Here is a 26,500-nt window from a genome sequence, read left to right as displayed (position 1 = left end):
GCCGCGGATTCCCATATCCGCGGCCGTTCTCGTTTTCTCACCAACCATGCAGGTATCCGCCCGATGCGGTGTCCCTATTGCGGCGGGCCCGACACCCAGGTGAAGGATTCGCGACCCAGCGACGATTCTGCTGCGATCCGACGCCGTCGGGTCTGCCCGGATTGCGGAGGCCGCTTCACGACCTTCGAGCGCGTGCAGTTGCGCGAACTCACCGTGCTCAAGCGCTCGGGCAAGCGCGTCCCGTTCGATCGTGACAAGCTGCAGCGCTCCATCGGTGTGGCCCTGCGGAAGCGCCCTGTAGATCCGGAGCGGATCGAGCGGCTGGTCAGCGGCATCACCCGGCAGTTGGAAAGCGGCGGCGAGGCCGAAATCGCCAGCGAGGCGATCGGCGAACTAGTGATGGAGGGGCTCAAGGGTCTCGACGACGTGGCCTATGTCCGGTTCGCCTCGGTCTACAAAAATTTCCGCGAGGCCAGTGACTTCAAGGCGTTGCTCGGCACCCTGGGGGAGACCTCCGGCATTGAACCGCTTCAAGAGGAAGAGGCAAGCGATGAAGCCCCTCTCAGTGAGGTTCTGCCGCCCAGCGCGAGTCCGCCGGCCAAACATCCATCGAAGCGCGCAACGCGGATGCGGTCATGAATGCACCTGAGGCGAACACTCACCAAGATCGTCGCTTCATGCGCCTCGCCCTGGCGATCGGCAGGCGAAATCTCGGGCGGACCTGGCCCAATCCGTCAGTCGGTGCGGTTGTGGTCGCAGGAGAGACGGGCAGAGAGCGCGTGATCGCACAGGGCGTAACGGCTCCAGGGGGGCGCCCGCATGCCGAGCCTCTCGTTCTCGCCATGGCCGGCGAGGGCGCGCGCGGGGCAACGCTTTACGTCACGCTCGAACCCTGCTCACATCATGGAGCCACCCCTCCTTGCGTCGACGCCATCATCGCGTCGGGGATCACCCGCGTCGTCACGGCGATAGAAGATCCGGATTCCCGAGTGGCGGGCAGGGGCCATGCGCGCCTCGCCCAGGCCGGTATCGCCGTGACGCAGAATGTGCTCCGGGACGAGGCCGCGAGAGATCATCGCGGCCATTTCACCCGCGTCACGAAAGGGCGCCCTAGCCTGCATCTCAAGCTCGCCCGCACGCAGGACGGCTTCGCGTCTGGCGCGCCGGATGAGCGCCTGCGCATCACCGGTCCCATCGCCGATGGCGCGGTCCATCTGTGGCGCGCGCATGCCGACGCGATCCTGGTCGGGATTGGTACGGCACGTGCGGATGACCCGTCCCTGACGGTGCGGCTGCCCGGCCTGTCGCAACGATCGCCGCTGCGCATTGTCCTCGATTCGACGCTGCGTCTGTCGCCGGCCTCGCACCTCGTGCGTAGTGCGCGCGACATCCCGACTCTGGTGATGACGACACGGTCGGCCCCGATTCATGCCAAGCGGATGCTTGCATCCTTCGGCGTCGAGACGATCCAGGTGACAGCGTGCTCGAGTGGCCGGATCGACCTGTCTGCCGCTCTCGCACGTCTGGCAGAGCACGGGCTGACTCGAATCTGTTGCGAAGGCGGTCCGCATCTTGCCGATTCCTTGGCAGCTGCTGATCTGGTCGACGTCTGCACCCTCGTTACCGGCCCGCGCGCTATCGGTGGAGGGGGCCTGCCGGCCGTTGGTGAGGCGTTGAAGGCCCGCCTGCTCGAGCCCAGCTTCAACGTCACCGAAACTCGCGCGTTCGGACCGGACCAGTCTGTCACCTACGAACGGAGCGTCTAGATGTTCACCGGCCTCGTCAGCGATGTAGGAACGGTCCTCAGCGTCGAGGGGGATGAGCGTCTGCGCCGCATTCGCATCCGATCCTCGTACGATCCGGCGACCCTCGCTATCGGTGCGTCGATCGCATGTTCCGGCCCCTGCCTCACCGTGGTGGCGATCGAGCCAGACCCCCAGGGTTGTATCTTTTCTGTCGATGCAGCTGCCGAAACTCTCGCGCGGACCACCGTCGTCGGCTGGGCTGAGGGCACGCGGCTCAACCTCGAACGTTCGCTGAAGATTGGCGATGAGCTCGGCGGCCATCTTGTCACCGGGCATGTGGACGGAGTGGCAGAGGTCGTCGCCCGCGAGAGCGTGACCGGTGGCACAGGCGATCCGCAATGGTCGCCGAGCGACCGTTTTCTTCTGCGCGGACCGTCGTCCGTGTCGCGCTTCATCGCGGAGAAGGGGTCGGTCTGCCTCGACGGCACGTCGCTGACCGTCAATTCCATCGATGGCGACCATTTCTCGGTCCTTCTCATCCCCCACACCCTGGAGGTGACGACCTGGGGTGAGCGCCGAATCAGCGACCGGCTGAATCTCGAGGTCGACCTCATCGCCCGCTACGCGGCCCGGCTGTTCGAGAAGCGTGCCTCATGATGCGCTATCTTGTGATACCGCACCCTTCGGTCTATCGCTCGCCAAGCGGCCGCCAAGTCGCCGACCCAAGCTCCTGATGCAGTCGGTCGCAAGATTTCGAACCGGGCCAACCCGGTCGTACTGGGTGGTGACGCCAACGATCCGCGCTCGAGGCTCACTCGTCACGTCGGTGCCGATGTCGCCCTCCGCCACTACAGACAAGGCCCACGATGGTTTCGCCTTCACCAGCCGCTCGCCCGGCCCCCCCCACCAACGTAAAGGGCGCGCGTGTCCTCGTGGTGGAAGCGCGCTACTACGACGACATATCCGATGAACTCCTCGCTGGCGCGCAGGGTGCGCTCGACGCGGCGGAAGCGGAGGGTGTCGTCGTGACAGTGCCGGGTGCTCTCGAGATTCCCGCAGCCATAGCGATCCTGGTGGAGGAGGCAGCTCGCGCGGGGCAGCCCTACGACGCCGCCGTCGCCCTTGGCTGCGTCATTCGTGGTGAAACCGGCCATTACGACATCGTGGCAACCGAGAGCGCGCGAGCACTCATGGATTTGTCGGTGATCGGGCGACTGCCCCTCGGCAACGGCATTCTGACGGTGGAAACGATGGAGCAGGCGCTCGCCCGTGCTCGCGTTTCCGACCTGAACAAGGGTGCGGGCGCCGCGGATGCGGCCTTGGCCGTGCTGGCGCTGAAACGCGCTGCAGCCGCCGCACCCGTGGGAGAGGATTGAGAAGCCCATGGCCAAGACGATCGAGCGCAGCGGCGCACGCCTCACCGTTGTGCAGGCCCTCTACGAGATGGAAATTTCCGATAAGGGCGTCATCGAAGCGCTCGCCGAGTTCGAAGCCTATTGGATCGGCCGAGACATCGATGGCATCGAGCAGCCGCCCGCGGAGATCGCTTTCTTCCGCGACCTGCTGCGTGGCGTCGTCGAGGAGCAGCGCGCCATCGATCCTCAGCTGGACAAGGCCCTGTCCAACGGCTGGCCTCTGAAGCGCATCGAGGCAGTCTTGCGCGCCATCCTCCGTGCTGGAGCCTACGAAATCATGTTCCGCAAGGACGTGCCGGCACGTGCCGCTATCTCGGAATATGTCGATGTGGCTCACAGCTTCTATGCCGGCGACGAGCCCGGCATGGTCAACGCCGTCCTCGACAAGGTCGCCCGCGAGGTTCGTGGATCGGAATTCGCCGGGCTTCCCGGTTCCGGGCGCGCTTGAAGACAAATCCCCCCGCCTCCCGCCCCACGGAAGATGGGCTGATCGCGCGCTACTTCGCGCCTTTGGCGGGGCATGGCGCGGACGGGTTGCGCGACGACGCCGCCACCCTGGCGCCGAGTCCCGGCTGCGATCTCGTCCTGACCGCCGACGCGATCGTCGAGGGCGTCCACTATCTGCCCGATGATCCCCCTGCCTCGATCGCACGCAAGGTGCTCGGGGTGAACCTGTCCGACATCGCGGCGAAGGGCGCGACGCCGCGCGGGTTCCTCCTGACCCTCGCCTTGCCCGACGATTGGACCGAAGACTGGCTTGCCGGCTTCGCCACTGGCCTGAGCGAGGCGGCAATGGCGTTCGGCTGCCCACTCCTCGGAGGCGATACCGTCCGCTCGGCCGGTCCCGCCCTCATCGGGGTCACCGCCATCGGCGAGGTATCGCACGGCGGTATGGTCCGGCGGATGACGGCCGAGATCGGCGACATCCTCTGCGTCAGTGGCACGATCGGTGATGCGGCGCTTGGCTTGCGGCTTCTCGACGGCTCCATGCCGAAATGGGGCGAGCACCTCGGATCGGCAGCGCGCGGCGTTCTCATCGACCGCTACCGCCATCCCAGGCCGCGTATTTCCCTCGCGCGGAGCTTACGCCGCCATGTGCGTGCTGCGATGGACGTGTCGGACGGACTCGCCGGCGATCTGACGAAGATGCTGGCGGGTGGTGGCCGCAGCGCCGAGATCATCCTCTCGGACGTACCCCTGTCCGATTCCGCACGGGAAGCGCTCGCTCTCGACCCTGGGCTCATCCACACCATCGTCACCGGTGGCGACGATTACGAGATCCTCTGCGCCGTGGCACCGAACCAAGTCGACGCCTTCATCGACGAGAGCCTTGCCGTCGGCATCCCGCTCGCACGGATAGGGACTGTGGTGGCCGGCGATCGGGCGCCCGTTTTCCGTCGGCCGGACGGCAGCGAACACGCCTTCACCACGCGGTCGTTCAGCCACTTCTGATCGCTCGGAGCCTGGCGGAAAGAGCGCCAATATCTGGCAAAACGCCTGCGTCGTCGCGTCGACCTTGCCAGCGTCCGGAAAAGAACGCCACACTCCGTCCTAAAGTGGCCGTCAGGCTACAAGTCCGCGCTGCTTCGATCCGGTCTGCCGGCGGAGCGGCAAACCGGGATCGAACTCATGACTTCAGGCTCCACACCGGCCCCGGCCACCTCCCTCGACGATGGCATCGTTGCCACCGCGGAGGCGTGTCTCGGCCAGGTGGGACAGGCGCGGGACGCCATTCACAAGGTCATCTTCGGCCAGGAAAAGGTCGTCGACCTCGCCCTCATCACCATCCTGGCCGGGGGCCACGGTCTCCTCGTCGGCCTGCCGGGCCTCGCCAAGACCAAGCTGGTGGAGACGCTCGGCACCGTGCTCGGGCTCGACGCCCGCCGCGTGCAGTTCACCCCCGACCTGATGCCCTCCGACATCCTCGGCACCGAGATTCTCGACGAGGACCAGGACCGCCGCCGCTCGTTCCGCTTCGTGCGCGGCCCGGTCTTCACGCAATTGCTGATGGCGGACGAGATCAACCGGGCCAGCCCGCGCACCCAATCCGCTCTGCTGCAGGCGATGCAGGAGAATTTCGTCTCCGTGGCGGGCGAGCGGCACGACCTGCCGCGCCCGTTCCACGTGCTGGCGACGCAGAACCCCATCGAGCAGGAGGGCACTTACCCGCTCCCCGAAGCGCAGCTCGACCGTTTCCTGCTCGAAATCGACGTCGGCTATCCCGACCGCGCCGCCGAGCGCCGGATCCTCATCGAGACCACGGGCGTCGGCGACCACACCCCACAGGCGGTGATGTCCACGGAGGCGCTTCTCACGGCGCAGCGCCTCGTGCGCCGTCTGCCGGTGGGCGATGCGGTGGTGGATGCGATCCTCGATCTCGTCCGCTCCGCGCGGCCGGAAGGGGGCGATCCTTCCCTGAAGGGCAAGCTCCTGTGGGGGCCCGGTCCCCGCGCGAGTCAGGCGCTGACGCTGGCGGTGCGGGCCCGGGCCTTGATCGAAGGCCGCGTCGCCCCCTCGGTGGCCGATGTGAAGGCGCTGGCCGAGCCCGTGCTCAAGCACCGCATGGCCTTGAGCTTCGCGGCGCGCGCCGACGGTGAGACCGTGCCGGGGATCATCGCCCAGCTGGCCGCGAAGCTTTAACGGTATGATCGCCACCCGGGTTCTCGACGCGGCCCAGCGCGCTCCTGGGCGACACGAGACCGAAGGCGCACTCTCTCTCGCCGAGCGGATGCCGCGTCTGATCCTCGAATCGCGCCGTGTCTCCTCGACGCTGGCGCATGGCCTGCACGGCAGACGGCGGGCGGGGCAGGGGGAGAGTTTCTGGCAGTTCCGGCCCTTCGTAGCGGGCGAAGCGGCGGCGCGGGTGGATTGGCGCCGCTCCGCCCGCGACGATAAGTTGTACGTGCGCGAGCGCGAATGGGAGGCGACCCACAACATCTGGTTCTGGATCGACCGGTCCGCCTCCATGGGATTCTCGTCGAGCCTCGGTCAGGGCCCGAAGGTCGAGCGCGCCCTCGTGCTCGGCCTCGCCGTTGCCGACGCCCTGGTCGAGGGGGGCGAGCGGGCGGGGCTTCTGGGTCTCACCAGGGCCACGGCCTCACGCCGCATCGTCGAGACCATGGCGCAGGCTCTGGTGGCCGACAAAGCCGGTCTTGAGCAGGACATGCCGCCGCGCGCCACGCCGGGCCGCTTCGACGAGGCGATCCTCGTCAGCGATTTTCTCTCGCCGCTGGAACAGCTTAGAGAGGCGGTGGGCTCCCTGGCGGGCTCCGGCACGAGAGGCCATCTCGTCATGGTGGTCGACCCGGTGGAGGAGACCTTTCCCTTCGCGGGCCAGGCCGTGCTGCACGACCCCGAGACCAAGATTAGCCTCGATATCGGCGACGCGGCGTCGTGGGGGGTGGCCTATCGCACCCGAATCGCCGCGCATCGGGACGGACTCGCCGAGATCGCCCGTGCCCAGGGCTGGACCCGGACGATCCATCGCACCGACCGGCCGGCGAGCGAGGCGGCCCTGCGTCTCCTCACGCTGGTCGCCGCCGCGCGCGGGACGGGGTGAGGAGCAGCACATGTTCGGATTGCCCCTGACCTTCGCCGCGCCGCTGGCGCTCGCGGCGCTTATCGCATTGCCGGCATTGTGGTATTTTCTGCGGGTGACGCCGCCTCGGCCGCAGCGGATCGAGTTTCCACCCCTGCGGATCATGGCCGACCTGCTGGCCAAGCGCGAGACGCCGGCGCGGACCCCTCCCTGGCTGCTGATCCTCCGGATGATCGCCGCGGCCTGCCTGATCCTTGCGGTCTCCGGGCCGGTCTGGAACCCGTCTGGCACCGGCGCGACCTCCGGGCGGACGCCGCTCATCGTCATGATCGATAACGGGTTTTCCGCCGCGCATGACTGGCGCGAGCGCATGCGGGCCGCCACCGACGAGATCGAAGCGGCCTCGCGGGACGGTCGCCCCGTGGCCGTGGTCGCCCTCGCCGACGCCCCGGCGGCGTTGGAAGCGAAGACGCCCGCCGCCGCCCTGGACCGGCTCCGGGCCGTCGCGCCGCGCTCCCATCTACCGCAACGCGACGTCCATTTGACCGCCATCGGAGCCTTCCTCGACCGCCATCCGGCGGTCGCTGTGGTCTGGATCACCGATGGCGTTGCGGGTGCCGCATCCGATGCGTTCGGCAAGGGTTTGTCCGATGCGTTGAACAAAGCCGGCGCCCGTCTCACCATCCTGCGCGCCGACCGGCCACCGGCTCTGGCCCTCACCGCGGCCGAGAGCGGCGGCAAGCTCAGCGCCCATGTGCTGCGCGCTTCGGCCAATGGCCGCGATGCCGGCTTGGTCCGCGCCCTCGACCAGAAGGGCCTGCCCCTGGCCGAGCACGATTTCCGCTTCGCCGACGGGGCCACCGAAACCGAGGTCACGTTCGAGCTCCCCGTAGAGCTCCGCAACGGCATCAGCCGGCTGGAGATCGCCGCCGAGCGCTCGGCCGGCGCGGTGACGCTGATGGACGAGCGCGGCAAGCGCCGCCGCGTCGGCCTGGTCTTCGGCGGCACCAACGATCAGGCCCAGCCGCTCCTGGCCCCGACCTACTATCTCTCCCGCGCGCTCACCCCCTTCGCCGACGTCCAAGAAGCACGCGGGGCCAAGGGGGTGGCCGAATCCGTCGGGCAGCTCCTCGACAATCAGGTCTCGGTGCTGGTCCTCGCCGATGTGGGCGCCCTCGACGAGGCGACCATGCGCCGGGTGGCGAGTTTCGTGAACGAGGGCGGCCTGCTGCTGCGCTTCGCCGGGCCGCGCTTGGCGGCCGGCAACGACACCCTGGTACCGGTGCGCCTGCGCCGGGGCGGCCGGACCCTGGGCGGCACCCTGTCCTGGGACAGCCCCAGGACGCTCGCGACCTTTGCCCCGGAGAGTCCGTTTGCCGGGCTGGTGCCACCGGCGGATATCGGCGTGCGCCGCCAGATCCTGGCGGAGCCGGATGGCGACCTGCCGGGGCGGACCTGGGCCTCGCTGCAGGACGGCACGCCCATCGTCACCGCCGAGAAGCGTGGCAAGGGGCAGATCGTGCTGTTCCACGTCACCGCAGACACGACCTGGTCGAACCTGCCGCTCTCCGGCCTGTTCATCGACATGCTGCGCCGCGTGGTCGCCCTGTCGGGCAGTGCGTCTCCGAATGGAGGGGAGGGGTCGACCCGGCCCGCCGCCGCCGTCCTGGCGCCTCGCCTCACCCTCGATGGGTTCGGGGCGCTGGGCAGCCCGCCTGCCGGTGCCACGGCGGTGCCGGACGATTACGGCGAGCGCGCCAGCCTCGAACACCCGGCCGGCTTCTATGGCCCGGCCGATGGCGGAGTCGCCGTGAACGCGCTCCGGCCCGACGACCGCCTGAAACCCCTCGACCTGTCGGCCTTCACCGACGCCCGCACCGGTTCGCTCACCGGGGGAGACACCCTCGACTTGCGCGCCACGCTGTTTACCGTGGCGCTGATGCTGCTGATCCTCGACACCCTCGCCGGCCTCTGGCTCGGCGGTCTCTTCAACCGCTCGCGCGGGGGGCTGCTCGGACGCTTCGCCGGACGGGCGGCGGCGGTGCTCATCGTGGCCGGCATCGGCATCATGGGTGCGCAGCGAGGCGCGCATGCTCAGGAGGGCGCGCGGCCGAACACGTTCGACTCCGCCCTCGCCACCCGTCTGGCCTACGTCGTCACCGGCGACGAGGCGACGGATACGGCCAGCCGCGCCGGGCTCAACGGCCTGACCCAGATGCTGGCCAGCCGGACCGCCCTCGAGCCGGGCGACCCGATCGGCATCGATCCGGGCAAGGACGAGCTCGCCTTCTATCCGATCATCTATTGGCCCATCGTCGCGAGCCGCCCCCAGCCGAGCGAGGCCGCGATCCGCCGGATCGACGCCTTCATGCGCAACGGCGGGACGGTCCTGTTCGACACCCGCGACGCGCTGACCGCGCGGCCGGGCGGCCCGCCGACACCGGAGGGGGCCTATCTGCGCAAGATGCTCTCCACCCTGGAAGTGCCTGAACTGGAGCCGGTTCCGGCGGACCACGTGCTCACCAAGGCCTTCTACCTCGTGGACAATTTCCCCGGCCGCTACGCCACCGGCCAGACCTGGGTCGAGACCCTGCCGCCCGCCGGAGACGGGGCCGAACGCCGCCCCGCGCGGGCCGGGGACGGCGTCTCCCCCATCGTCATCACGGGCAACGACCTCGCCGCCGCCTGGGCGGTGGGCAAGCGCGGCGAGGCGCTCTACCCCATCGTCGGCGGCGACCAGCGCCAGCGCGAGATGTCGTTCCGCGGCGGCATCAACCTCGTGATCTACACGCTGACAGGCAACTACAAGGCGGATCAGGTCCACGTCCCGGCCCTGCTGGAGCGGTTGGGACAGTGATGGCCTTTCAGACTGCGTATCGGGTCGGGCTCGTCCCTCCCCCCTTTGCGGGGGAGGGTGGTCGCGGAGCGATCGGGAGAAGGGGCGACCTCTCCGGAGATGGACCACACCTCACCCCAGCCCTCTCCTGTCAAATAACCATGAGCGATATCCGTCCCTCCGACCTCATCCTGAGGCCCCGGAGCGCAGCGGAGGCCTCGAAGGAGGCCTCCAGTCCACTCGGAGGGTACTGGAAGGCTCCTTCGAGGCCCGCCATGCGGGCACCTCAGGATGAGGTGGTTGGGTTGGAGACCGTGGGAAGCCGAAACTCGGAGGCCGCTAGCCCATGCTGAGCCTCAGTTTCACCCCGCTCATCCCGTGGCCGGTCATCGCGGGCTTGGGCGTTCTGGTGGCGATCTTCGTCGTTCTCGCCTTCGTGGCGCGGGGGCGCACGGCGGTCCTGCGGGCGCTGGCCCTCGGGCTCGTGCTGCTGGCCATCGCCAACCCGTCCCTGGTGCGCGAGGATCGCGAGCCGGTGAAGGACATCGCGGCCATCGTCGTCGACCGGACCGGGTCGCAAAGTCTCGGTGACCGCCCGGCCATTACCGATACGGTCCGGGCCGAATTGCAGCGGCGCTTCGGCTCGCTCACCAACATCGAGCCGCGCTTCATCGACGTGCCCGACGCCAAGGACGGCGACGACGGCACCAAGCTGTTCACGGCCCTGTCCCAGGGCCTCGCCGACGTCCCGCCGGATCGGCTCGCCGGGGTGGTGATGCTGACGGACGGCGTGGTCCATGACATCCCGGCCAACGTCGCGGCGCTCGGCATCAAGGCGCCGCTCCATGTCCTCGTCACCGGCCATCCCGACGAGCGCGACCGGCAGATCAAGCTGATCGAGGCGCCGCGCTTCGGCATCGTCGGGCGCGATCTCACCATCCGCGCCGAGGTGATGGAGCGGGGTGGCACCGGCAGCGCCACCGTCACCGTGCGCCGCGACGGCGAGGAGATCGGACGCCGCACCTTCCCCACCGGTCAGCCCTTCTCGCTGACCACCAAGATCGAGCATGGCGGCCCCAACGTCGTGGAAATCGAGGTCGAGCCGCTGCCCGGCGAGTTGACCACGATCAACAATCGCGCCGTCTTGCCCATCGAGGGCATCCGCGAGAAGCTGCGCGTGCTCCTCGTCTCGGGCGAGCCGCACCAGGGTGAGCGGACCTGGCGCAACCTGCTGAAGTCGGACGCCAACGTCGATCTCGTCCATTTCACCATCCTGCGCCCACCGGAGAAGCAGGACGGCACGCCGATCTCCGAACTCTCGCTCATCGCCTTCCCGACGCGCGAATTGTTCGTCCAGAAGATCAAGGATTTCGATCTCATCATCTTCGACCGCTACGCCAACCAGAGCGTGCTGCCCTCGGCCTATTTCGACAACATCGTCCGCTATGTCCGCGATGGCGGCGCGCTGCTCATCGCGGCGGGGCCGGAATTCGCCTCCTCGGCGAGCCTCGCCCGTACCCGCCTCTCCCAGATCCTGCCCGGCGAACCCAATGGCCGCGTGGTGGAGCAGCCCTACAAGGCGGCGCTGACGGGCACCGGCACCCGCCACCCCGTCACCCGCGCCCTGCCCGGATCGGAGGCCTCTCCCCCGGCCTGGGGCGACTGGCTGCGCATCGTCTCGGCCCAGACCAAGCCCGGCATCCAGCCGATCCTGCAGGGTCCGAATGCCTTGCCGCTTCTTGCTCTCTCGCGGGAGGACAAGGGTCGGGTCGCCCTTCTGCTTTCCGACCACGCCTGGCTCTGGGCTCGCGGCTACCAGGAAGGCGGCCCCTATCTCGACCTGCTGCGCCGCCTCGGCCATTGGCTGATGAAGGAACCGGCCCTCGAAGAGGAGGCCCTGCGGGCGCAGACGACGGGTCATGGCCGCGAAGTCCGCGTCGAGCGCCAGACCATGGCCGAGACCACCGACCCCGTCACCGTGAAGGGGCCGACCGGACCGGAGCGGACACTGACTCTCACGGCCGGGGAGCCCGGCCTGTTCAGCACGACGTTCGAGGCCACGGAACTCGGGCTTCACACCCTGCGCTCCGGCTCCCTCATCGCCTTCGTCAGCGTCGGGCCGCCGAACCCGCGCGAACTCACCGACGTGTTCAGCGATACCGAACGGCTGAAGGCCCTGGCTGAAGGGACCGGCGGCTCGATCCGCCGCCTCGCCGATGCGGGCGGGACCACCGTCGTGCCGCGCCTTCAGGCCGTGCGCAGCGGGCGTCTGGCCGGTGCCGACTGGATCGGCTTCCGCCCGAGCGACAGTGCCGTCATCCGCGGCGTCGAGGTCTACCCCCTGGCGCTCGGCCTATGGGCGCTGGTGGCGCTGGCCGGTGCGGTGCTGGCGATGTGGCTGGTGGAGGGCCGGCGCGGGCGGGCGGCGTAGGTCTCCGACCCTCCCCCCTCTGCGGGGGAGGGTGCCTGCGGAGCAGGCGGGAGAGGGGGCGACCTCTCCGAAGATGGCGCTCCCCTCATCCGACCCGCTTCGCGGGCCACCTTCTCCCGCAGAGGGGAGAAGGAGTGGCGTGCGTCTCACCCTCTGGGGAGGGTCAGTCTCGCGTCTCGCCGCTGAGGGTTGTGGGCGGACGAACGGGCCTGACGATCCCCGATACCGTCTCCGAGGCGCCGGGACGGAGTTCGAGCCAGAGGAATCGCGCGGGATCCACCGGTCCCGGCGGCAGCAGGCGGCCCGGCGGCACGGGCGTGAAGCCGAAGCGGCGGTAATAGGGCGCGTCACCGACTAGAATGACGAGCCCGTGGCCGCCGGCCCGCGCGGCATCGAGGCTCGCCCGCATCAACGATCCGCCGATGCCGCGCTTCCCGAAGCTGGGATCCACCGTGAGCGGCCCCAGCACCAAAAGCGGCCCTCCCGCCTCCGCCGGAGCGACACGGACCGAGCCGACGAGATAGGTGCCCACCAGCGCGGTGAAACAGAGATCCGCCATGGGCCGGGCGCCTTCGCGCAGTCGATAGGCGGTGCGGGCGAAACGTCCCGGTCCGAAGGCGCGGGCATGGAGGCGTTCGATGGAATCGGCATCGCCCGGCCGCTCGGGCCGGATGACGAGGGGCAGGCTCGTCATGTGGCCCGAGCGGAAAAGTCGATGCGCGGATCGATCCAGGTGTAGATCAGGTCGGAGAGCAGGTTCACCGCGAGCCCCATCAGCGAGAAGATGTAGAGCGTGGCGAAGACGATGGGGTAGTCGCGCCCGACGATGGCGGTGAAGGAGAGAAGCCCGAGCCCGTCGAGGGAGAAGATCGTCTCGATGAGCAGGGAGCCGGCGAAGAAGGCCGAGATGAAGGCGCCGGGAAAGCCCGCGACCACGATCAGCATGGCGTTGCGAAACACGTGGCCATAGAGCACCCGCCGCTCGGTGAGGCCCTTCATCCGCGCCGTCATCACATATTGCTTGCGGATCTCGTCGAGGAACGAGTTCTTGGTGAGCAGGGTCGAGGTGGCGAAGGCGCCGAGCACAAGGGCGGTGAGCGGCAGCGTCATGTGCCAGGCGTAATCGACGATCTTGCCCCAGAGGGTGAAGGTCTCCCAGCCCTCGCTGGTGAGGCCGCGAATCGGGAAGACCTGCAGGAACGAGCCGCCGGCGAAAAGGATGATGAGGGCGATGCCGAACAGGAAGCTCGGGATCGCGTAGCCGACGATGACGATGCTGGAGGTCCACAGGTCGAAACGCGAACCGTCCTTCACTGCCTTGCGGATGCCCAGCGGAATCGAGATCGCGTAGGACAGGAGCGTCATCCACAGGCCGAGGGAGATCGAGACCGGCAGGCGCTCGCGGATCAGCTGCAGCACCGACACATCGCGAAAATAGCTCTTGCCGAAATCGAAGGTGGCGTAGTCCCACAGCATCTTGGCGAAGCGCTCGGGGGCCGGCTTGTCGAAGCCGAATTGCTGTTCGAGCTTTTTGATGAAGGCCGGGTCGAGCCCCTGCGCGCCGCGATAGCGCGAACTCGCCTCCGAGCCGCCGCCGGCCGAGCGCCCGCCGCCGCCGAGGTCGCCGGCGCCTCCCGTGACGCGGGACAGGCTGCCCTCGTTCTGGCCCTGAAGCTGCGCCAGCACGCGCTCCACCGGCCCGCCGGGGGCGAACTGCACGATGACGAAGGTGATGAGCATGATCCCGAAGATCGTCGGGACCATGAGGGCGATGCGGCGCAGGATGTAGGCGAGCACGTGTGGTCCTCAATTCCTGCCGATTCGCCGGGCCTTCTCGGCCTCGTGCCACCAGATCGCCGGGGCGCCGAGATCGTAGGCCGGTCCGGGCGATGGGTGGCCGTAGACGTCCCAGAGGGCAAGGCGGTGATCGGCCTTGTACCACATCGGAATCCAGTAGCGGCCCGAGCGCAGCACCCGATCGAGGGCGCGGGCGGCGACGGTGAGATCGGCGCGGGTGGACGCATCGAGCACCCGGCCGATCAGGGCGTCCACCGTGGCGTCGGAGATTCCGGCGAGGTTGTCCGAGCCCGGCGTTGCGGCGCTGGCCGAGCCGTAGACCTGCCTCAGTTCCGGCCCCGGCGTCGGCCCGCTGCCATAGCGGCGCGAGGTGATGTCGAAGTCGAAATCCTTCAGGCGGGACTGATACTGGGAGGTGTCCACCCGCCGGATGGTGGCCTTGATCCCGATCAGGCCGAGATTGCGGATGAAGGATTGGGTGTGCGGCTCGAGGGCCGGATCGGCGTCGAGGAACTCGATCTCCAGGGGCTTGCCCCCCGGCAGCGCGATGGCGCCGCCTTCCCGCGTGCACCCCGCCTCGCGCAGGAGCGCCACGGCGCGGCTGAGGAGCGCCCGGTCCTGGCCGGAGCCATCGGACTGGGCCGGCTGCCACGCCTCGCCGAAGACCTCGTCGGGCAGGCCGGCGCGCATGGGGTCGAGCAGCGCGAGCTCTTCGGGCGAGGGCTTTCCGGTGGCCTTGAGATCGGAATTCTCGAAGAACGAGACCGTGCGGATATAGGCGCCGAACATCAGGTTCTTGTTCGCCCAGGGGAAGTCGAAGCACAGGCCGATCGCCTCACGGACCCGGCGGTCCTTGAAGGCCTCGCGGCGGGTGTTGATCCACCAGCCCTGCGTGCCGGAGGGTCTCGCATCGGGCACGACCTCCTTGCGCACGCGGCCCTCGCGGAAGGCGGGGAAATCGTAGCCCGTCGCCCAGACGCGGGCGGTGAATTCCTCGCGGAAGGTGAAGATGCCGCTCTTGAACGCCTCGAACGCCACCTGGCGATCGCGGAAATACTCGTAGCGGATCTGCTCGAAATTGTTCTGCCCGACCATCACCGGCAGGTCGGCGGCCCAGTAATCGGTCACCCGCTCCAACTCGATGAAGCGGCCGGCTTCCAGGCGCCCGACCTTGTAGGGGCCGGACCCCATCGGCGGCTCCAGGGTGGAGGCTTCGAAATCCCGGCCGGCATAATAGGCCTTCGAGAAGATCGGTAGCGTCGCGACGAAGAGCGGCAGATCGCGGCTGCGGCCCTTCTCGAAGCGCACCACCAGCGTCTCGTCACCCTCCGGCACGGCGTCGGCCATGTCGCGGATCACCTGGGAGATTTCGGGATGCCCCTTCTCCTTCAGCAGAGTCAGGGAGAAGGCGACATCGGCGGCGGTGAGGCGCGAGCCGTCGTGGAACCGCGCCTGCGGGCGCAGGGCGAAACGGTAGGTCAGGCCGTCCTCGCTCGCCTCCACGCTGCGGGCGACGAGGCCGTAGAGCGAATCGGGCTCGTCCAGCGCCCGCACCATCAGCGAATCGAAGGTGAGGTTCATGCCGGCGGCGCCGTCGCCGCGCAGGACGTAGACGTTGAGGGTGTTGAACGTGTCGCCGGCCTGGTTGCCGAGGGTGGAGGAGAGCTGCGCAGAGAACCGGCCGCCGCGTGGCGCGGCCGGGTTCACATAGGCGAAATGCGGGAAGTCGGCCGGGTATTTCAGTTCCCCGAAACTCGACATGCCGTGGCTCGCCCCGGTGGGGGCGGCCCCCGCCCGCGTCGTCAGGGCGGTGGCGATGCCGAGGGCGCCGGCCCCGGCGACGAAGTCCCGGCGGCTCGGCGCGACCCTCACCGGGGCGCCCCGGTCTTGGCGGCCAGCGCCTCGTCGTACCACCACGTGGTCGGGAAGCCGGACGAGCCGTAGAGCGGGAGGGTGGCCGGGTGCCCGAATCGGTTCCAGCGCAGGGTCCGCGACACGTTCGAGGCCCATTGCGGCACGACGAAGTTGTGGGCGAGGAGCACCCGGTCGAGGGCATGGGTGGCGGCGAGCACGCCGGGCCGGTCCTTGGCGAAGATCACCGCCTCGATCAGCGTGTCGATGGCCGGGTCCTTGATCCCGATCAGGTTGCGCGAGCCCTGCTTGTCGGCCGCAGTCGAGCCCCAATATTCGCGCTGCTCGTTGCCGGGGGAGAGGGACTGCCCCCAGGAACTCGTGGTCACGTCGAAGTCGAAGGCGCGCAGCCGGTTCTGGTACTGCGCCTGGTCGATGACGCGGAGCGAGGTCTGGATGCCGATGAGCTTCAGCTGGGCCGAGAACGGCAGGACCACCCGCTCGAACACGCTCTGGAACTCCAGAAACTCGACGGTGAGCGGCTCACCGGTCATTACATTGGTCATGCGCCCGTCGCGAAGCTCGTAGCCGGCCTCCTTGAGGAGGCGCACCGCCTCGCGCAGGTTGGCGCGCACGGCATCGGGCGTGCCGTTGACCGGGTTGGTGTAGGGGGTCGTGAAGACGGACGGCGGGACCTTGTCCTTCACGCCGTCGAGGATCGCCAGTTCCGCGCCCTGCGGCAGGCCGGAGGAGGCGAGTTCCGAGCCGAAGTAATAGGAATCGATCCGCTTGTAGAGGCCGAAGAACAGCGCCCGGTTCATCTCCTCGAAGTTCATGGCGAGGTTGAAGGCGCGGCGGACCCGCTCGTCGGCGAACTTGGCCTTGCGGGTGTTGAAGACGAACGCCTGCATGATGCCGTTGCCGCGGTCGGGGAATTCCTCCTTGATCAGGCGGCCCTCCTTCACGGCGGGGAAGTCGTCATAGGCGGTGGCCCAGTTGCGGGCGATATTCTCGGCGCGGAAGTCGAACAGGTCGCCCTTCAGCGCCTCGATCAGCACGGTGGCGTCACGAAAATACTCGTTGCGCATCGTGCCGAAATTGTTGCGGCCGACATTCACCGGCAGGTCGGCGCCCCAGTAATCGGGCACGCGCTCGTAGGTGACGCTGCGGCCGGCCTCGAACTTGGCGAGGCGATAGGGGCCGGAGCCGAGGGGGATCTCGAGGGTGGTCTGGGTGGCGTCGCGCTGGCGCCCTTCCGCGTCCTTGCCCGTCCACCAGTGCTTGGGCAGCACGCGGAGCTGGCCGAGCACCTGCGGCAGTTCGCGGTTGCCCTTCTCGGTGAAGGTGAAGGTGACCTCGCGCGGGCCGGTGACCTCGCCCTTCCCCACCGTCTGGTAATAGGCCGCGTAGAACGGGCTGTTGGCCTTCAACGTCTCGTAGGACCAGACCACGTCCTCGGGGGTGATCGGCGTCCCGTCGTGCCAGCGGGCATTCTCGCGCAGGCGGTAGGAGACGGAGGAGAGGTCGTCGGCGATGCGGACCCCTTCGGCGAGGAGCCCGTAGGAGGTGAACGGCTCGTCCAGCGACTCCGTCATCAGCGTATCGTAGATCTGCGCGACCCCACCTTCGAGATCGCCCTTCAGACCCGCCACGACGAGGTTGAAATTGTCGAAGCCGCCCTGGGCGCCGAGGCGCACGAGCCCGCCCTTCGGGGCCTTCGGGTCGGCATAGTCGAACTGCTTGAAATCGGCCGGGTATTTCGGCTCGCCCATGAGCGTGAAGGCATGGGCCCAGGGGGCACCGTCGGGGGCGGCTCTGGCACCACCGACGAAGGCGGCGATCGCGAGGGAGGCGGCGAGAAGGCGTCCGATCAGGGCTGTTCGCATCACGAGGCGGCTGTCTCCCGAATTCCGTTGCCCGTGCCGTCGAGGGCGCAGGCGCGATGTCCTTCTAGGACGTCGGGACGGGCCACGCCAAGCGGTCAAGTCCCCGGCGCGTCGGTTGAACGCGTGGGAGGATCGCCTCGCGAGGAACGGCGGAGTGCCTCGCGGTACTCCCGATCACGGTCGATACCCCCCGGTGTACGACGCAGCAGCGGGAGTTTTCCGAGGGACACGAAGATCCGGTTCGAGTTGGTAGTCCGACGCTCCACCTCATCCCGAGGTGCCGCGCAGCGGCCTCGAAGGAGGCCTCCAGCACCCACTGAGCAGACTGGAGAGCTCCTTCGAGGCCCTTCGCCGAGGCGAAGGGCTCCTCAGGATGAGGTGATCTGATTGGATGATGGACTTCAGCGGATGATCTGCTCCCGCATGAACATCCTCCGGACAAATCCGATCAACCGGATGTCAGACGATCTGGACGCTCTTCGGCGTGATTTCGGAGAGCTTAGTGGCGCCGACCTGGCGCATGATCGTCTCGAACTCGCGCTGCATCAGGGTGAGCACCATCTCGACGCCGGGCTGGCCGAAGGCGGCGAGGCCCCAGACATAGGGGCGGCCGACGCAGACGGCGGTGGCGCCGAGCGCCAGTGCCTTCAGCACGTCGGTGCCGCGACGGAAGCCGCCGTCGATGAGGACCGGGACCTTGCCGTTCACGGCGGCGACCACTTCCGGCAGGGCGCCGATGGTCGATTGCAGGCTCTCCTCGGCGCGGCCGCCGTGGTTGGAGACGATGATCGCGTCGACGCCGTGGGTCAGGGCGATCTTGGCGTCTTCCTGGGTCACGATGCCCTTGAGGACGAGCTTGCCCTTCACGATGCCGCGCAGGCGCTTCACGTAGTCCCAGGTCATGCCGGTGCCGTAGAGGTTGGTGACCTTCGACACGTCGATCTCGTCGAACATCGGCTTGCGGCTGACTTCGTTCTTGAAGCCGGGCGTGTGGCAATCGGTACAGGTGCGGGTGTCGGCGCGGCGCTCGCGGAACAGCGTCTCGGTGTTGCGGCCGCCCTGGCGATCGACGGTGAGCACGATGGCCGGGGCGCCGGCCGCCTCGGCCCGCTTCACGAGCTTCTCGGTCACGGACCAATCGTCGGTCGGGTACAGCATGTACCAGACGGGGGCGCCACGCTCCTTGATGACGGTCTCGATGGAGGTGCTGCCCACCGTGGACAGGATCATCTGGTGACCCTTCACCTTGCAGGCGCGGGCGGCGGCGGCCTCGGCCTCGGGGTGGAAGGCACCCACGCTGCTGACGGGAGCGAGCGCGATCGGGCTCGCCCAGGTCTCGCCGAAGATCTTCACGGTCGTGTCGATCTTTCGCACGTCGATCAGGCGGCGGACGCGGATATGGATCTTGTCGAAATCGTCCCGGTTGGCCTTCAGCGTCTTGTCGGCATCGACGCCGCTGGCGAGGTAGCCGTAATGCGCCGGGGGCAATTCCTTCTTCGCCACGGGCTCGAAATCGAACACGTTGAGGGCCTGCGCCGGGGAGGCGATGAGGTCGCCGTTCATCACGGGGGCGGCGCGCAGGACGTCGTAGCTCTGGGCCACCGCTTCCGTGGTTCCGAGGGCGGCGATTCCCGCCAGGGCGCGTGCGGCGCTCGGCGCGAACAGCGGGCTGGACGAGAAGTAGGCCAACAGTTTCCGGCGGTGGATCGATGCGTGTTCACCCATGGCAGACTCTCCCTCGACACCGTTCGACATACGTCTCGCTCTCGCTTGCTTCGATTTGCCGAACCTTCCTGCACCAATTCTATTGTGCGATGCAATAACTGTTATAATTCTAAATCGTAGCGTGCATGCCTTCCGCCGCCAACGCGATGAGGTCGGCCGATGCGGTACTTCAACGGGATTCGGGCTCAAAATCGCAGATCGGCGGCGATATATGTCGATTTGCGTCCTGCGCCGCGCTTTCACGATGGCGCGATCCGCTGGATCTCAGAGCTGAGCAGGCGACGTGATTCGCGCGGCACTACCGCACCGCAATATGAAAAGGGCCGGTCGACGGGTCGTTCGGAACAGGAAAGGCGCGGACATGCCGCGCCTTTCCGTCGAGCCGATGAAAACGTGTCGGCAAAGCCGAAATTTACTGCGCCGGCTTGTCCTCGGCGGCGGCCTTCTCGACGGCGGGAAGCGGCGCCGGGGTGTCGGCGAGCGAGCGCAGATAGGCGATCACGTCGGCGCGCTCCTGCGGGGCCTGGATGCCGGCAAAGGCCATCTTGGTGCCCGGCACGTAGGTCTTCGGGTTGGCGAGGAAGTGATCGAGCTCGTCGTAGGTCCAGGTGCCGCCCTTCTCCTTCAGCGCGGCGGAATACTCGAACCCGCTCTCATGGGCGCGCTGGCGGTCGACCACACCCCAGAGATGCGGACCGACCTTGTTGGGGCCGCCCTTCTCGAAACTGTGGCAGGCGGCGCACTTCTTGGCGGCGCCGGTGCCCTTCTCGACGCTGGCGCTGGCGAGGCGGACCGGAAGCGGCTCGACCTTGGCCGCGGCGGCGGCGCCGCCGCCGGCCGCCTCGGGCTGAGGCTCGGGCAGGGCGTAGCCGGCACTTCCCGCCGGCTTGGCGCTGTAGATCAATTCGGCGACGAAACCGGAGCCCATGGCGAGAAGAAGAGTGCCGAGTACGGCGCCCGCGACCTTGTTCAGCTCGAAAGAGTCCATTCTCGACAACTCCGGGGGCGTCCGCCGGTTGCGGCGGCAGGCGTGGCCCGGTGAGCGGATGCCCCGGACTCTGGAAATGTTCGAGGGTGAATAGCGGTTAAGGGCCGACCTTGACAATGGCGGAGCGGGCGGCCGTGTAGTCGCATAGCGCCGGATGTCATTCTCCCGCAGCCGCGACCGTGCGCCGATGACAACGCGCACCGCCCCTGCTACTCCCCCGGCTCACTGCGGAGATACGCCGGTCGATGTCGGATCCCCTCGTTCTCATTCCCGCCCGCATGGCCGCCACCCGGCTGCCGAACAAGCCGATGGCCGACATCGCCGGTGAGCCGATGATCGTCCATGTCTGGCGCCGCGCCGTGGAAGCCGGGATCGGACCGGTGGTCGTGGCCACGGATGCCGTCGAGATCGTCGAGGCGATCGAGCGGGTCGGCGGCCTCGCGACCCTCACCCGGGCCGATCATCCTTCCGGGTCGGACCGGCTGGCCGAGGCCCTCGACATCATCGATCCGCAGGGCAACCACGACGTGGTGGTCAACGTCCAGGGCGACCTGCCGACGATCGACCCGGCGATCATCGGCGCGGCGATCACGCCGCTGGCCGATCGCGCCGTGGACATCGCCACCCTCTGCGCGATCATCACCCGCGAGGAGGAGCGGCACGATCCCAACGTGGTGAAGCTCGTCGGCCACCATGTGGGGCCCAACCGCCTGCGCGCGCTCTATTTCACCAGGGCGCAGGCGCCCTGGGGGGAGGGGCCTCTGTTCCACCATATCGGCCTCTACGCCTATCGCCGCCGGGCGCTCACCCGCTTCATGGCCCTGCCGCCCGGCGAACTCGAGACCCGCGAGAAACTGGAACAGCTGCGGGCGCTGGAGGCGGGCATGCGCATCGACGCCACCATCGTCGACGACCTGCCGCTGGGCGTCGACACCCCCGCCGACCTCGAACGGGCGCGGGCGGTGCTCCTGGCCCGGCGCCTCAACTGACGAACCGAGTTGTTTCTCCCATGTCCGACACGACCGAATCCCGCACCACGATCTCCTACCAGGGCGAGCCGGGCGCGAATTCGCACATCATCTGCGCCCAGGCCTATCCCGACTGGACGCCGCTGCCCTGCGCCTCGTTCGAAGAGGCCTTCGCGGCGGTGAACGACGGCCGGGCCGCCCTGGCGATGATCCCCATCGAAAACTCCATCGCCGGGCGTGTCGCGGACATCCATCACCTGATTCCGAGCTCGAACCTGCACATCGTGGCCGAGCACTTCCTGCCGATCCATTTTCAGCTGATGGCGCTTCCCGGCACGCCGATCGAGGCGATCCGGACGGTGCACAGCCACGTCCACGCGCTCGGCCAATGCCGCAAGATCATCCGGCGGCTCGGGCTCAAGGCCATCGTGGCCGGCGACACGGCGGGCGCGGCGCGGGAAGTCGCCGAAGCCGGCGATCCGAGCCGCGGCGCGCTGGCCCCGGCCATGGCGGCGGGCGTCTACGGTCTCGACATCCTCGCCCGCGACGTGGAGGACGAGAGCCACAACACCACGCGCTTCGTGGTGTTCTCGCCCGAGGCGGCGGAGATCCCGGCCGCATCGGGGCCGACCGTGACGAGCTTCATCTTCCGCGTCCGCAACATCCCGGCCGCGCTCTACAAGGCGCTCGGGGGATTCGCCACCAACGGCGTCAACATGTCGAAGCTCGAGAGCTACATGGTCGAGGGCCAGTTCTCGGCGACGCAGTTCTATGCGGAAGTGGACGGCCACCCCGAGGATCCGGGCCTCGCCCGCGCGCTGGACGAACTCGCCTATTTCTCGCGGGAACTGCGCATCATCGGCACCTACCCGGCCCATCCGTTCCGCGAGACCACGCGGCTGGCGGCGGAGTAGCGCGCGGAACCCGCGCCTATTCCCGCTTGATCACCCGGTCGACCACGAGATCCGACCAGAAGCCCGGCCGGAACTCGCGCTTCAGGGCCTCGGGGTCGTAGACCGTCTCGACCCAGGTGAGGAAATCCAGCCCCTTGGCTTCCCCCTCGCGCAGGTAGAGATCGAAGAACGCGTCGAGGATTCCGGTCTTGGCGAAGCGGAAATGGCCGTACCGGGCCGAGAGCTGACCCATCGCCTCCGAGACGGGCACGCCTTCGTGCAGGATGAGGAAGAGGGCGGCACCGAGTCCGGCCCGGTCCGCCCCGGACTTGCAATGCATCACGGCGGGATACTGGACCCCGTCGAAGAAGGCCTTCGCGCCGAGGATCGTCTCCTTCGACGGCGCTTCACGCGAGCGCAGGACGAACTCCACGAGGGTCAGCCCCTGCTGCGCGCAGGCCTCGCGCTGGAGCGGCCAGGAGCCGTGCTCGCGGCCGCCGCGCAGGGAGATCACCGTGCGCACGCCCTGCCGCCGGAACCAGGCGAGCTGGTGCGGCGTCGGCTGGGCCGAGCGCCAGACCTTGCCGGTGCCGATCTTGTGGCGGTTGAGATAGGCCAGCCGGAACACGCCGTGATCCACGAGCAGCATGTTGGCCCAGGCCCGCATGCGCGCACCCCGGCCGGCGATCGGCTGCTCGAAGCGGGCGATCCGCGCCATGCGCCGGGCATAGCGGATCTCGGGCTTGATGAATCTGTTGAACACGGGTGGCGGCGGGAACCTGTCGAGAGGAGCGTGCGGCGGCTCTAACAGCCGGGACAGCGTCGGGCAAACGGATGTCGCAGAATTGCGCCACTCACGCTTCAGGAAGCACACTTTCCGGAACTCGGCATCCGGCTTGCCTTCATCATGCCCGTATCGTGCATTTCGATGCGAGATCGTTCCCGTTTCCACCAAGCGTAGGGACAGTCATGAAGACGAGCACCACCAGCATCCGCCGCGCCCGTCCGGGAGACGCCGATCGGTTGAGCGACGTCTTCGACGAAACCTGGCGGGAGGCCTATCGCGGCGTCATCCCCGGCATTTCCCTGGAACGGATGATCTCGCAGCGCTCGTCGCAATGGTGGGTCGGCGCGGCCCAGCGCAACCGCCCCCTGGTCGTGGTCGAGATCGGCGACGAGGTCGTCGGATACGCGATCTACGGGCAGGCGCGGGGCGGCGCCCTGAAGGCATCGGGGGAGGTGGACGAGCTCTACATCCTGCCGGCCTACCAGGGCCTGGGCCTCGGCCGGCGCCTGTTCCGCGCGGTCCGAAACGACCTCGCCGATCACGGCTTGACGCGGATCGGGGTCTGGACCCTGGCGGGCAACGAGCGCGCCTGCGACTTCTACGCCGGTCTGGGCGGCATCAAGGTGGCCGAGGCCGTCGACCGCATGGCCGGCGCCGTCCTCTCCAAGGTGGCCTACCGCTTCGAGTGAGGCCCGATCCCGTCATCAGGGAACCCGGAAGGCGGAGTGGTACGTTGATCCTGAGCCCGGACGTCGCCGTTCCCATATGGGGGAACGCGTCGCGACGTCCTCGCGCCGGATCCAGGGACCACGATGACCGCCAGCCAGCAGGATCTGCCACGCCGTGAGTGCACGGCGCAGGATTGGGACGACCGCGTCACGCGCCTTACCGAGAAACTGCCCGATCGGTTGCGGCGCGCCATCGAGTGGCTGCGCGAGCCCTCTCGCCGCTGGGTGAGGATCGGTGCGGCGATCCTGTTCATCTTGGGCGGCGTCTTCTCGATCCTGCCCGTGCTCGGGCTCTGGATGCTGCCCGTCGGGCTCGCCCTCCTCAGCCAGGACATCCCGGCCCTCAAGGTCCCCCTCGAACGCTCGGCCCGCTGGATCGAGGGCGTCTGGCGGCGCTGGTTCGGATCGGGCGATCAGAAATCCTGATCCGTGGCTCCGGCCCGACCGTATGGGCCGGGGCTTACAGCGCGGAAAGGGCGTGTGGCGGTTACGATAAGCCGCAAAAGCCCCGCGCATCGGGCCAAGGTCGATTTCCTTTAACGCGGAAGGGATTTAAGAGACGCCGAAACAGCGCCTTGGATTGCTGCAGGCTCGAGCGAGGACCCCATGATCATCGACTCCATCTCGATCGGAAAGAACCCGCCGGACGACGTCAACGTCATCATCGAAGTGCCGATCGGCGGCGATCCGATCAAGTACGAGATGGACAAGGAATCCGGTGCCCTCGTGGTCGACCGGTTTCTTTATACCGCGATGCATTACCCGGGGAATTACGGTTTCATCCCCCACACCCTCTCGGGCGACGGCGATCCCTGCGACGTTCTTGTGGCGAATACCCGCGCCATCGCTCCCGGCGCGGTCATCAGCGTCCGCCCGGTGGGCGTCCTCGTGATGGAGGACAATGCCGGCGAGGACGAGAAGATCATCGCCGTGCCGTCCCGCCACCTCACCATGCGCTACGACCGGATCGAGAACTACACCGACCTGCCGGACATCACGATCCAGCAGATCCAGCACTTCTTCGAGCATTACAAGGATCTGGAGCCCGGCAAGTGGGTGAAGATCAAGCGTTGGGGCGACAAGGCCGAGGCCCAGCGCCTCATCAACGAGGGTATCGAGCGCGCCAAGGCCGAGAAGGCCTGAGAGCCTTCGTCGATCGGATCTTTCCGCAGCGTGTGATTCCAAGGCGGCCCGCCTGCGAAAGTCGGTCGCCCAGACCAACCACCTCATCCTGAGGTGCCCTTTGCTTGAGCAAAGGGCCTCGAAGGAGCTTCCAGTTGCCACGCGATCCCTGGAAGCCTCCTTCGAGGCCGCTACGCGGCGCCTCAGGATGAGGTAATGTCTTGGAAAGACAACCCGAACAGGCGGTGAGACCGTCTCACAACGCCTCGCCCCGCATCAGCCTGGGCGAGGCGCCCCGCGAGGCCGAGGCTTCGCCGATGAAGAGCGACTTCAATCCCGGCATCCGGTCGACGAGGCCGAGCCCGAGATCGCGCATCAGCCGAACCGGCAGGATGTCGTTGGAGAACAGGCGGTTGAGCCCGTCCGTGGCGACCGCCATGGCGAAAGTGTCGAAGCGCCGGCTCCGCTCGTAGCGCTGCAGCACATCCTTCGCCCCCGGATCGAGCCCGAGGCGCAGGGCCTCCGTGATCTCTTCCGCCAGGGAGGCGGCATCGGCGAGGCCGAGATTCAGCCCCTGGCCGGCGATCGGGTGGATGACATGGGCCGCATCCCCCAGCAGGGCGAGCCGCTCGCCCCGGAAGCTCCGTGCCATGCCGAGGGAGAGCGGATGGGCACTCGGCCCGTCCTCGAGCACGAGACGGCCGAGATTGAGCCCGAAGCGCCGTTCGATTTCCCCGAGGGTTTCCTCAGCGCTGCCGCCGATCAGCGCCTCCACATCCGCTGCCCGCTCCGTCCAGACGATGGAGGAGCGGTGGCCGAGCGCGCCACCATCCACCAGGGGCAGAATGGCGAAGGGACCGCTCGGCAGGAAATGCTCGAAGGCCCGGCCGCCATGGGGGCGTTCATGGCCGATCGTGGCGACGATGCCCGTCTGCGGATAGGACCGGCCGACCCATCCGATCCCGGCCGCCTCGCGCAGCCTCGACCGCGATCCGTCCGCGGCGACCAGTAACGTCGCGTCGGTCTCGCGCCTGTCGGACAACGCGAGGGCGATGCTCCGGCCGTTCGCCTGTGCGTGGCGGATGCCGACCGGCTCGAAGGCCACCCCGACGGCTTTCGATGCCTTCAGCAGGGCGTCGACGAGGTATTCTGCCTCCACCATATGGGCGAAGGGCTCACCGACGAGCGGCGATTCGCCGTCACCGTCCTGGCCGAAAGTCAGGAAGACCGGCCTCACCGGATCCGTCAGACGGCTGTCGCTGATCGCCATGTCGAGGATCGGTTCGGCCGCAGGGGCGACGCCATCCCAGATTCCCAACCGCGTCAGCATGCGCCTTCCGCCGGCCGCCACGGCGAAGGCACGCCCGCGATGCCGCAGCGCCGCGCGGTCGAGCCCCGGATCGAAGACGGTGACCTCCAGGGCATCGCCATGAGCCTGGCGCAGGGCCAGGGCCAGGCTGAGACCGGGAATACCGCCACCGGCGATGAGCACCTTGCGGATGGCGCCACCTTGCATCGATCCGCTCATCCCCGTTCCGCCCATGCCCGTTGCCTCGTCCCCATTCCCACGGCCTGCGATGAGAGACACGTGGAGTGGCACCCCGCCGCGCCGGAGGCAACGCGCGACAGCGAAGCACGATGCGTCACCGGATCGGCCGGGGGGCGCTTTCGAAGAGTGAGCCGTTCATTCCCCGCGAGTTTTGCATTCCCGATGAGTCTTGCATTCCGGGCGAGCTGTGGCGATTCCCTCTGCCGTGACGCCGTGATGCACGGCCGCATCGATGTCCTCA

General features: G+C 68.1%; 22 protein-coding genes and 1 pseudogene. 15 read left to right on the top strand and 8 right to left on the bottom strand.

Annotated elements, in window-relative coordinates; genetic code table 11:
* The first annotated feature begins 63 nt into the window (after positions 1-63).
* The 10 genes from nrdR (at position 64) to A3OM_RS0115575 (ending at position 11,965) form a co-directional block, all read left to right on the top strand.
* Complete coding sequence (gene nrdR / locus A3OM_RS0115625) at positions 64-639, top strand: transcriptional regulator NrdR (protein ID WP_026176087.1); 576 nt, start codon at positions 64-66, stop codon at positions 637-639.
* A gap of 38 nt (positions 640-677) precedes the next feature.
* On the top strand, positions 678-1,766 hold the full coding sequence (gene ribD / locus A3OM_RS0115620) for a bifunctional diaminohydroxyphosphoribosylaminopyrimidine deaminase/5-amino-6-(5-phosphoribosylamino)uracil reductase RibD (RefSeq protein WP_026176086.1): 1,089 nt from the start codon (positions 678-680) through the stop codon (positions 1,764-1,766).
* On the top strand, positions 1,767-2,402 hold the full coding sequence (locus A3OM_RS0115615) for a riboflavin synthase (RefSeq protein WP_018044700.1): 636 nt from the start codon (positions 1,767-1,769) through the stop codon (positions 2,400-2,402).
* Positions 2,403-2,611: 209 nt separating this feature from the next.
* Positions 2,612-3,121 carry a 6,7-dimethyl-8-ribityllumazine synthase gene (ribH, locus tag A3OM_RS0115610; RefSeq protein WP_026176085.1) on the top strand — a complete coding sequence of 170 codons (510 nt, stop codon included), beginning with the start codon at positions 2,612-2,614 and terminating at the stop codon, positions 3,119-3,121.
* Positions 3,122-3,128: 7 nt separating this feature from the next.
* A complete protein-coding gene (gene nusB / locus A3OM_RS0115605; RefSeq protein WP_018044697.1) occupies positions 3,129-3,608 on the top strand; it encodes a transcription antitermination factor NusB in 480 nt (159 codons plus the stop codon).
* Positions 3,605-4,612 (top strand): thiamine-phosphate kinase, encoded by a 1,008-nt coding sequence (gene thiL / locus A3OM_RS0115600; protein ID WP_018044696.1) that lies wholly within the window; start codon positions 3,605-3,607, stop codon positions 4,610-4,612. Before nusB ends, thiL begins: the two co-directional genes overlap by 4 nt.
* Positions 4,613-4,789: 177 nt before the next feature.
* Positions 4,790-5,800 carry a MoxR family ATPase gene (locus A3OM_RS0115595; RefSeq protein ID WP_018044695.1) on the top strand — a complete coding sequence of 337 codons (1,011 nt, stop codon included), beginning with the start codon at positions 4,790-4,792 and terminating at the stop codon, positions 5,798-5,800.
* Between the two features lie 4 nt (positions 5,801-5,804).
* Positions 5,805-6,719, top strand: a complete 915-nt coding sequence (locus tag A3OM_RS0115590; protein ID WP_018044694.1) for a DUF58 domain-containing protein — start codon at positions 5,805-5,807, stop codon at positions 6,717-6,719.
* Positions 6,720-6,729: 10 nt separating this feature from the next.
* Positions 6,730-9,555: a DUF4159 domain-containing protein gene (locus tag A3OM_RS0115585; RefSeq protein ID WP_018044693.1), complete on the top strand. Its 2,826-nt coding sequence runs from the start codon at positions 6,730-6,732 to the stop codon at positions 9,553-9,555.
* Positions 9,556-9,880: 325 nt separating this feature from the next.
* A complete protein-coding gene (locus A3OM_RS0115575) occupies positions 9,881-11,965 on the top strand; it encodes a membrane protein (RefSeq protein ID WP_018044691.1) in 2,085 nt (694 codons plus the stop codon).
* Positions 11,966-12,128: 163 nt separating this feature from the next.
* Here A3OM_RS0115575 and A3OM_RS24185 read toward each other — a convergent pair whose 3' ends face one another.
* From A3OM_RS24185 to A3OM_RS0115545, 6 genes and pseudogenes are all read right to left on the bottom strand, one after another.
* On the bottom strand, positions 12,129-12,659 hold the full coding sequence (locus tag A3OM_RS24185) for an N-acetyltransferase (RefSeq protein ID WP_018044690.1): 531 nt from the start codon (positions 12,657-12,659) through the stop codon (positions 12,129-12,131).
* Positions 12,656-13,762, bottom strand: coding sequence for a microcin C ABC transporter permease YejB (locus A3OM_RS0115565; protein WP_018044689.1), 1,107 nt, complete (start codon positions 13,760-13,762; stop codon positions 12,656-12,658). Before A3OM_RS0115565 ends, A3OM_RS24185 begins: the two co-directional genes overlap by 4 nt.
* Before the next feature lie 9 nt (positions 13,763-13,771).
* Positions 13,772-15,634, bottom strand: coding sequence for an extracellular solute-binding protein (locus A3OM_RS0115560; RefSeq protein WP_018044688.1), 1,863 nt, complete (start codon positions 15,632-15,634; stop codon positions 13,772-13,774).
* Complete coding sequence (locus tag A3OM_RS0115555) at positions 15,631-17,499, bottom strand: extracellular solute-binding protein (RefSeq protein ID WP_018044687.1); 1,869 nt, start codon at positions 17,497-17,499, stop codon at positions 15,631-15,633. Before A3OM_RS0115555 ends, A3OM_RS0115560 begins: the two co-directional genes overlap by 4 nt.
* A 459-nt stretch (positions 17,500-17,958) precedes the next feature.
* Entirely contained in the window at positions 17,959-19,224 is a 1,266-nt protein-coding gene (locus A3OM_RS0115550) for an alpha-hydroxy acid oxidase (RefSeq protein WP_018044686.1), read from the bottom strand.
* A 436-nt stretch (positions 19,225-19,660) separates the two neighbouring features.
* Positions 19,661-20,212 (bottom strand): annotated as a pseudogene (locus A3OM_RS0115545) (cytochrome c family protein); the annotation flags it as partial.
* A gap of 245 nt (positions 20,213-20,457) precedes the next feature.
* Between A3OM_RS0115545 and A3OM_RS0115540 the strand changes: the two are divergent.
* Positions 20,458-21,201: a 3-deoxy-manno-octulosonate cytidylyltransferase gene (locus A3OM_RS0115540; protein WP_018044684.1), complete on the top strand. Its 744-nt coding sequence runs from the start codon at positions 20,458-20,460 to the stop codon at positions 21,199-21,201.
* Positions 21,202-21,221: 20 nt separating this feature from the next.
* On the top strand, positions 21,222-22,094 hold the full coding sequence (locus A3OM_RS0115535; RefSeq protein ID WP_018044683.1) for a prephenate dehydratase: 873 nt from the start codon (positions 21,222-21,224) through the stop codon (positions 22,092-22,094).
* A gap of 16 nt (positions 22,095-22,110) precedes the next feature.
* Here the strand turns inward: A3OM_RS0115535 and A3OM_RS0115530 are convergent, their stop codons facing one another.
* Positions 22,111-22,836, bottom strand: a complete 726-nt coding sequence (locus tag A3OM_RS0115530) for a tyrosine-protein phosphatase (protein WP_018044682.1) — start codon at positions 22,834-22,836, stop codon at positions 22,111-22,113.
* A gap of 206 nt (positions 22,837-23,042) precedes the next feature.
* Between A3OM_RS0115530 and A3OM_RS0115525 the strand changes: the two genes are divergently transcribed.
* The 3 genes from A3OM_RS0115525 (at position 23,043) to ppa (ending at position 24,731) form a co-directional block, all read left to right on the top strand.
* Positions 23,043-23,549 (top strand): GNAT family N-acetyltransferase, encoded by a 507-nt coding sequence (locus tag A3OM_RS0115525; RefSeq protein WP_018044681.1) that lies wholly within the window; start codon positions 23,043-23,045, stop codon positions 23,547-23,549.
* 123 nt (positions 23,550-23,672) lie between these two features.
* Positions 23,673-24,014 (top strand): hypothetical protein, encoded by a 342-nt coding sequence (locus A3OM_RS0115520; protein ID WP_018044680.1) that lies wholly within the window; start codon positions 23,673-23,675, stop codon positions 24,012-24,014.
* A gap of 180 nt (positions 24,015-24,194) precedes the next feature.
* Complete coding sequence (gene ppa, locus A3OM_RS0115515) at positions 24,195-24,731, top strand: inorganic diphosphatase (protein ID WP_018044679.1); 537 nt, start codon at positions 24,195-24,197, stop codon at positions 24,729-24,731.
* A 235-nt stretch (positions 24,732-24,966) separates the two neighbouring features.
* On the opposite strand, the gene A3OM_RS0115510 is transcribed toward ppa, so the two are convergent.
* On the bottom strand, positions 24,967-26,238 hold the full coding sequence (locus A3OM_RS0115510) for an FAD-dependent monooxygenase (protein WP_026176081.1): 1,272 nt from the start codon (positions 26,236-26,238) through the stop codon (positions 24,967-24,969).
* Between the last annotated feature and the right edge of the window lie 262 nt (positions 26,239-26,500).

This window comes from Methylobacterium sp. 88A, assembly GCF_000376345.1.
Classification (GTDB): domain Bacteria; phylum Pseudomonadota; class Alphaproteobacteria; order Rhizobiales; family Beijerinckiaceae; genus Methylobacterium; species Methylobacterium bullatum.
The sequence above is the reverse complement of the archived record's forward strand: the minus strand, read 5'-3'. Positions and strand labels throughout refer to the sequence as shown.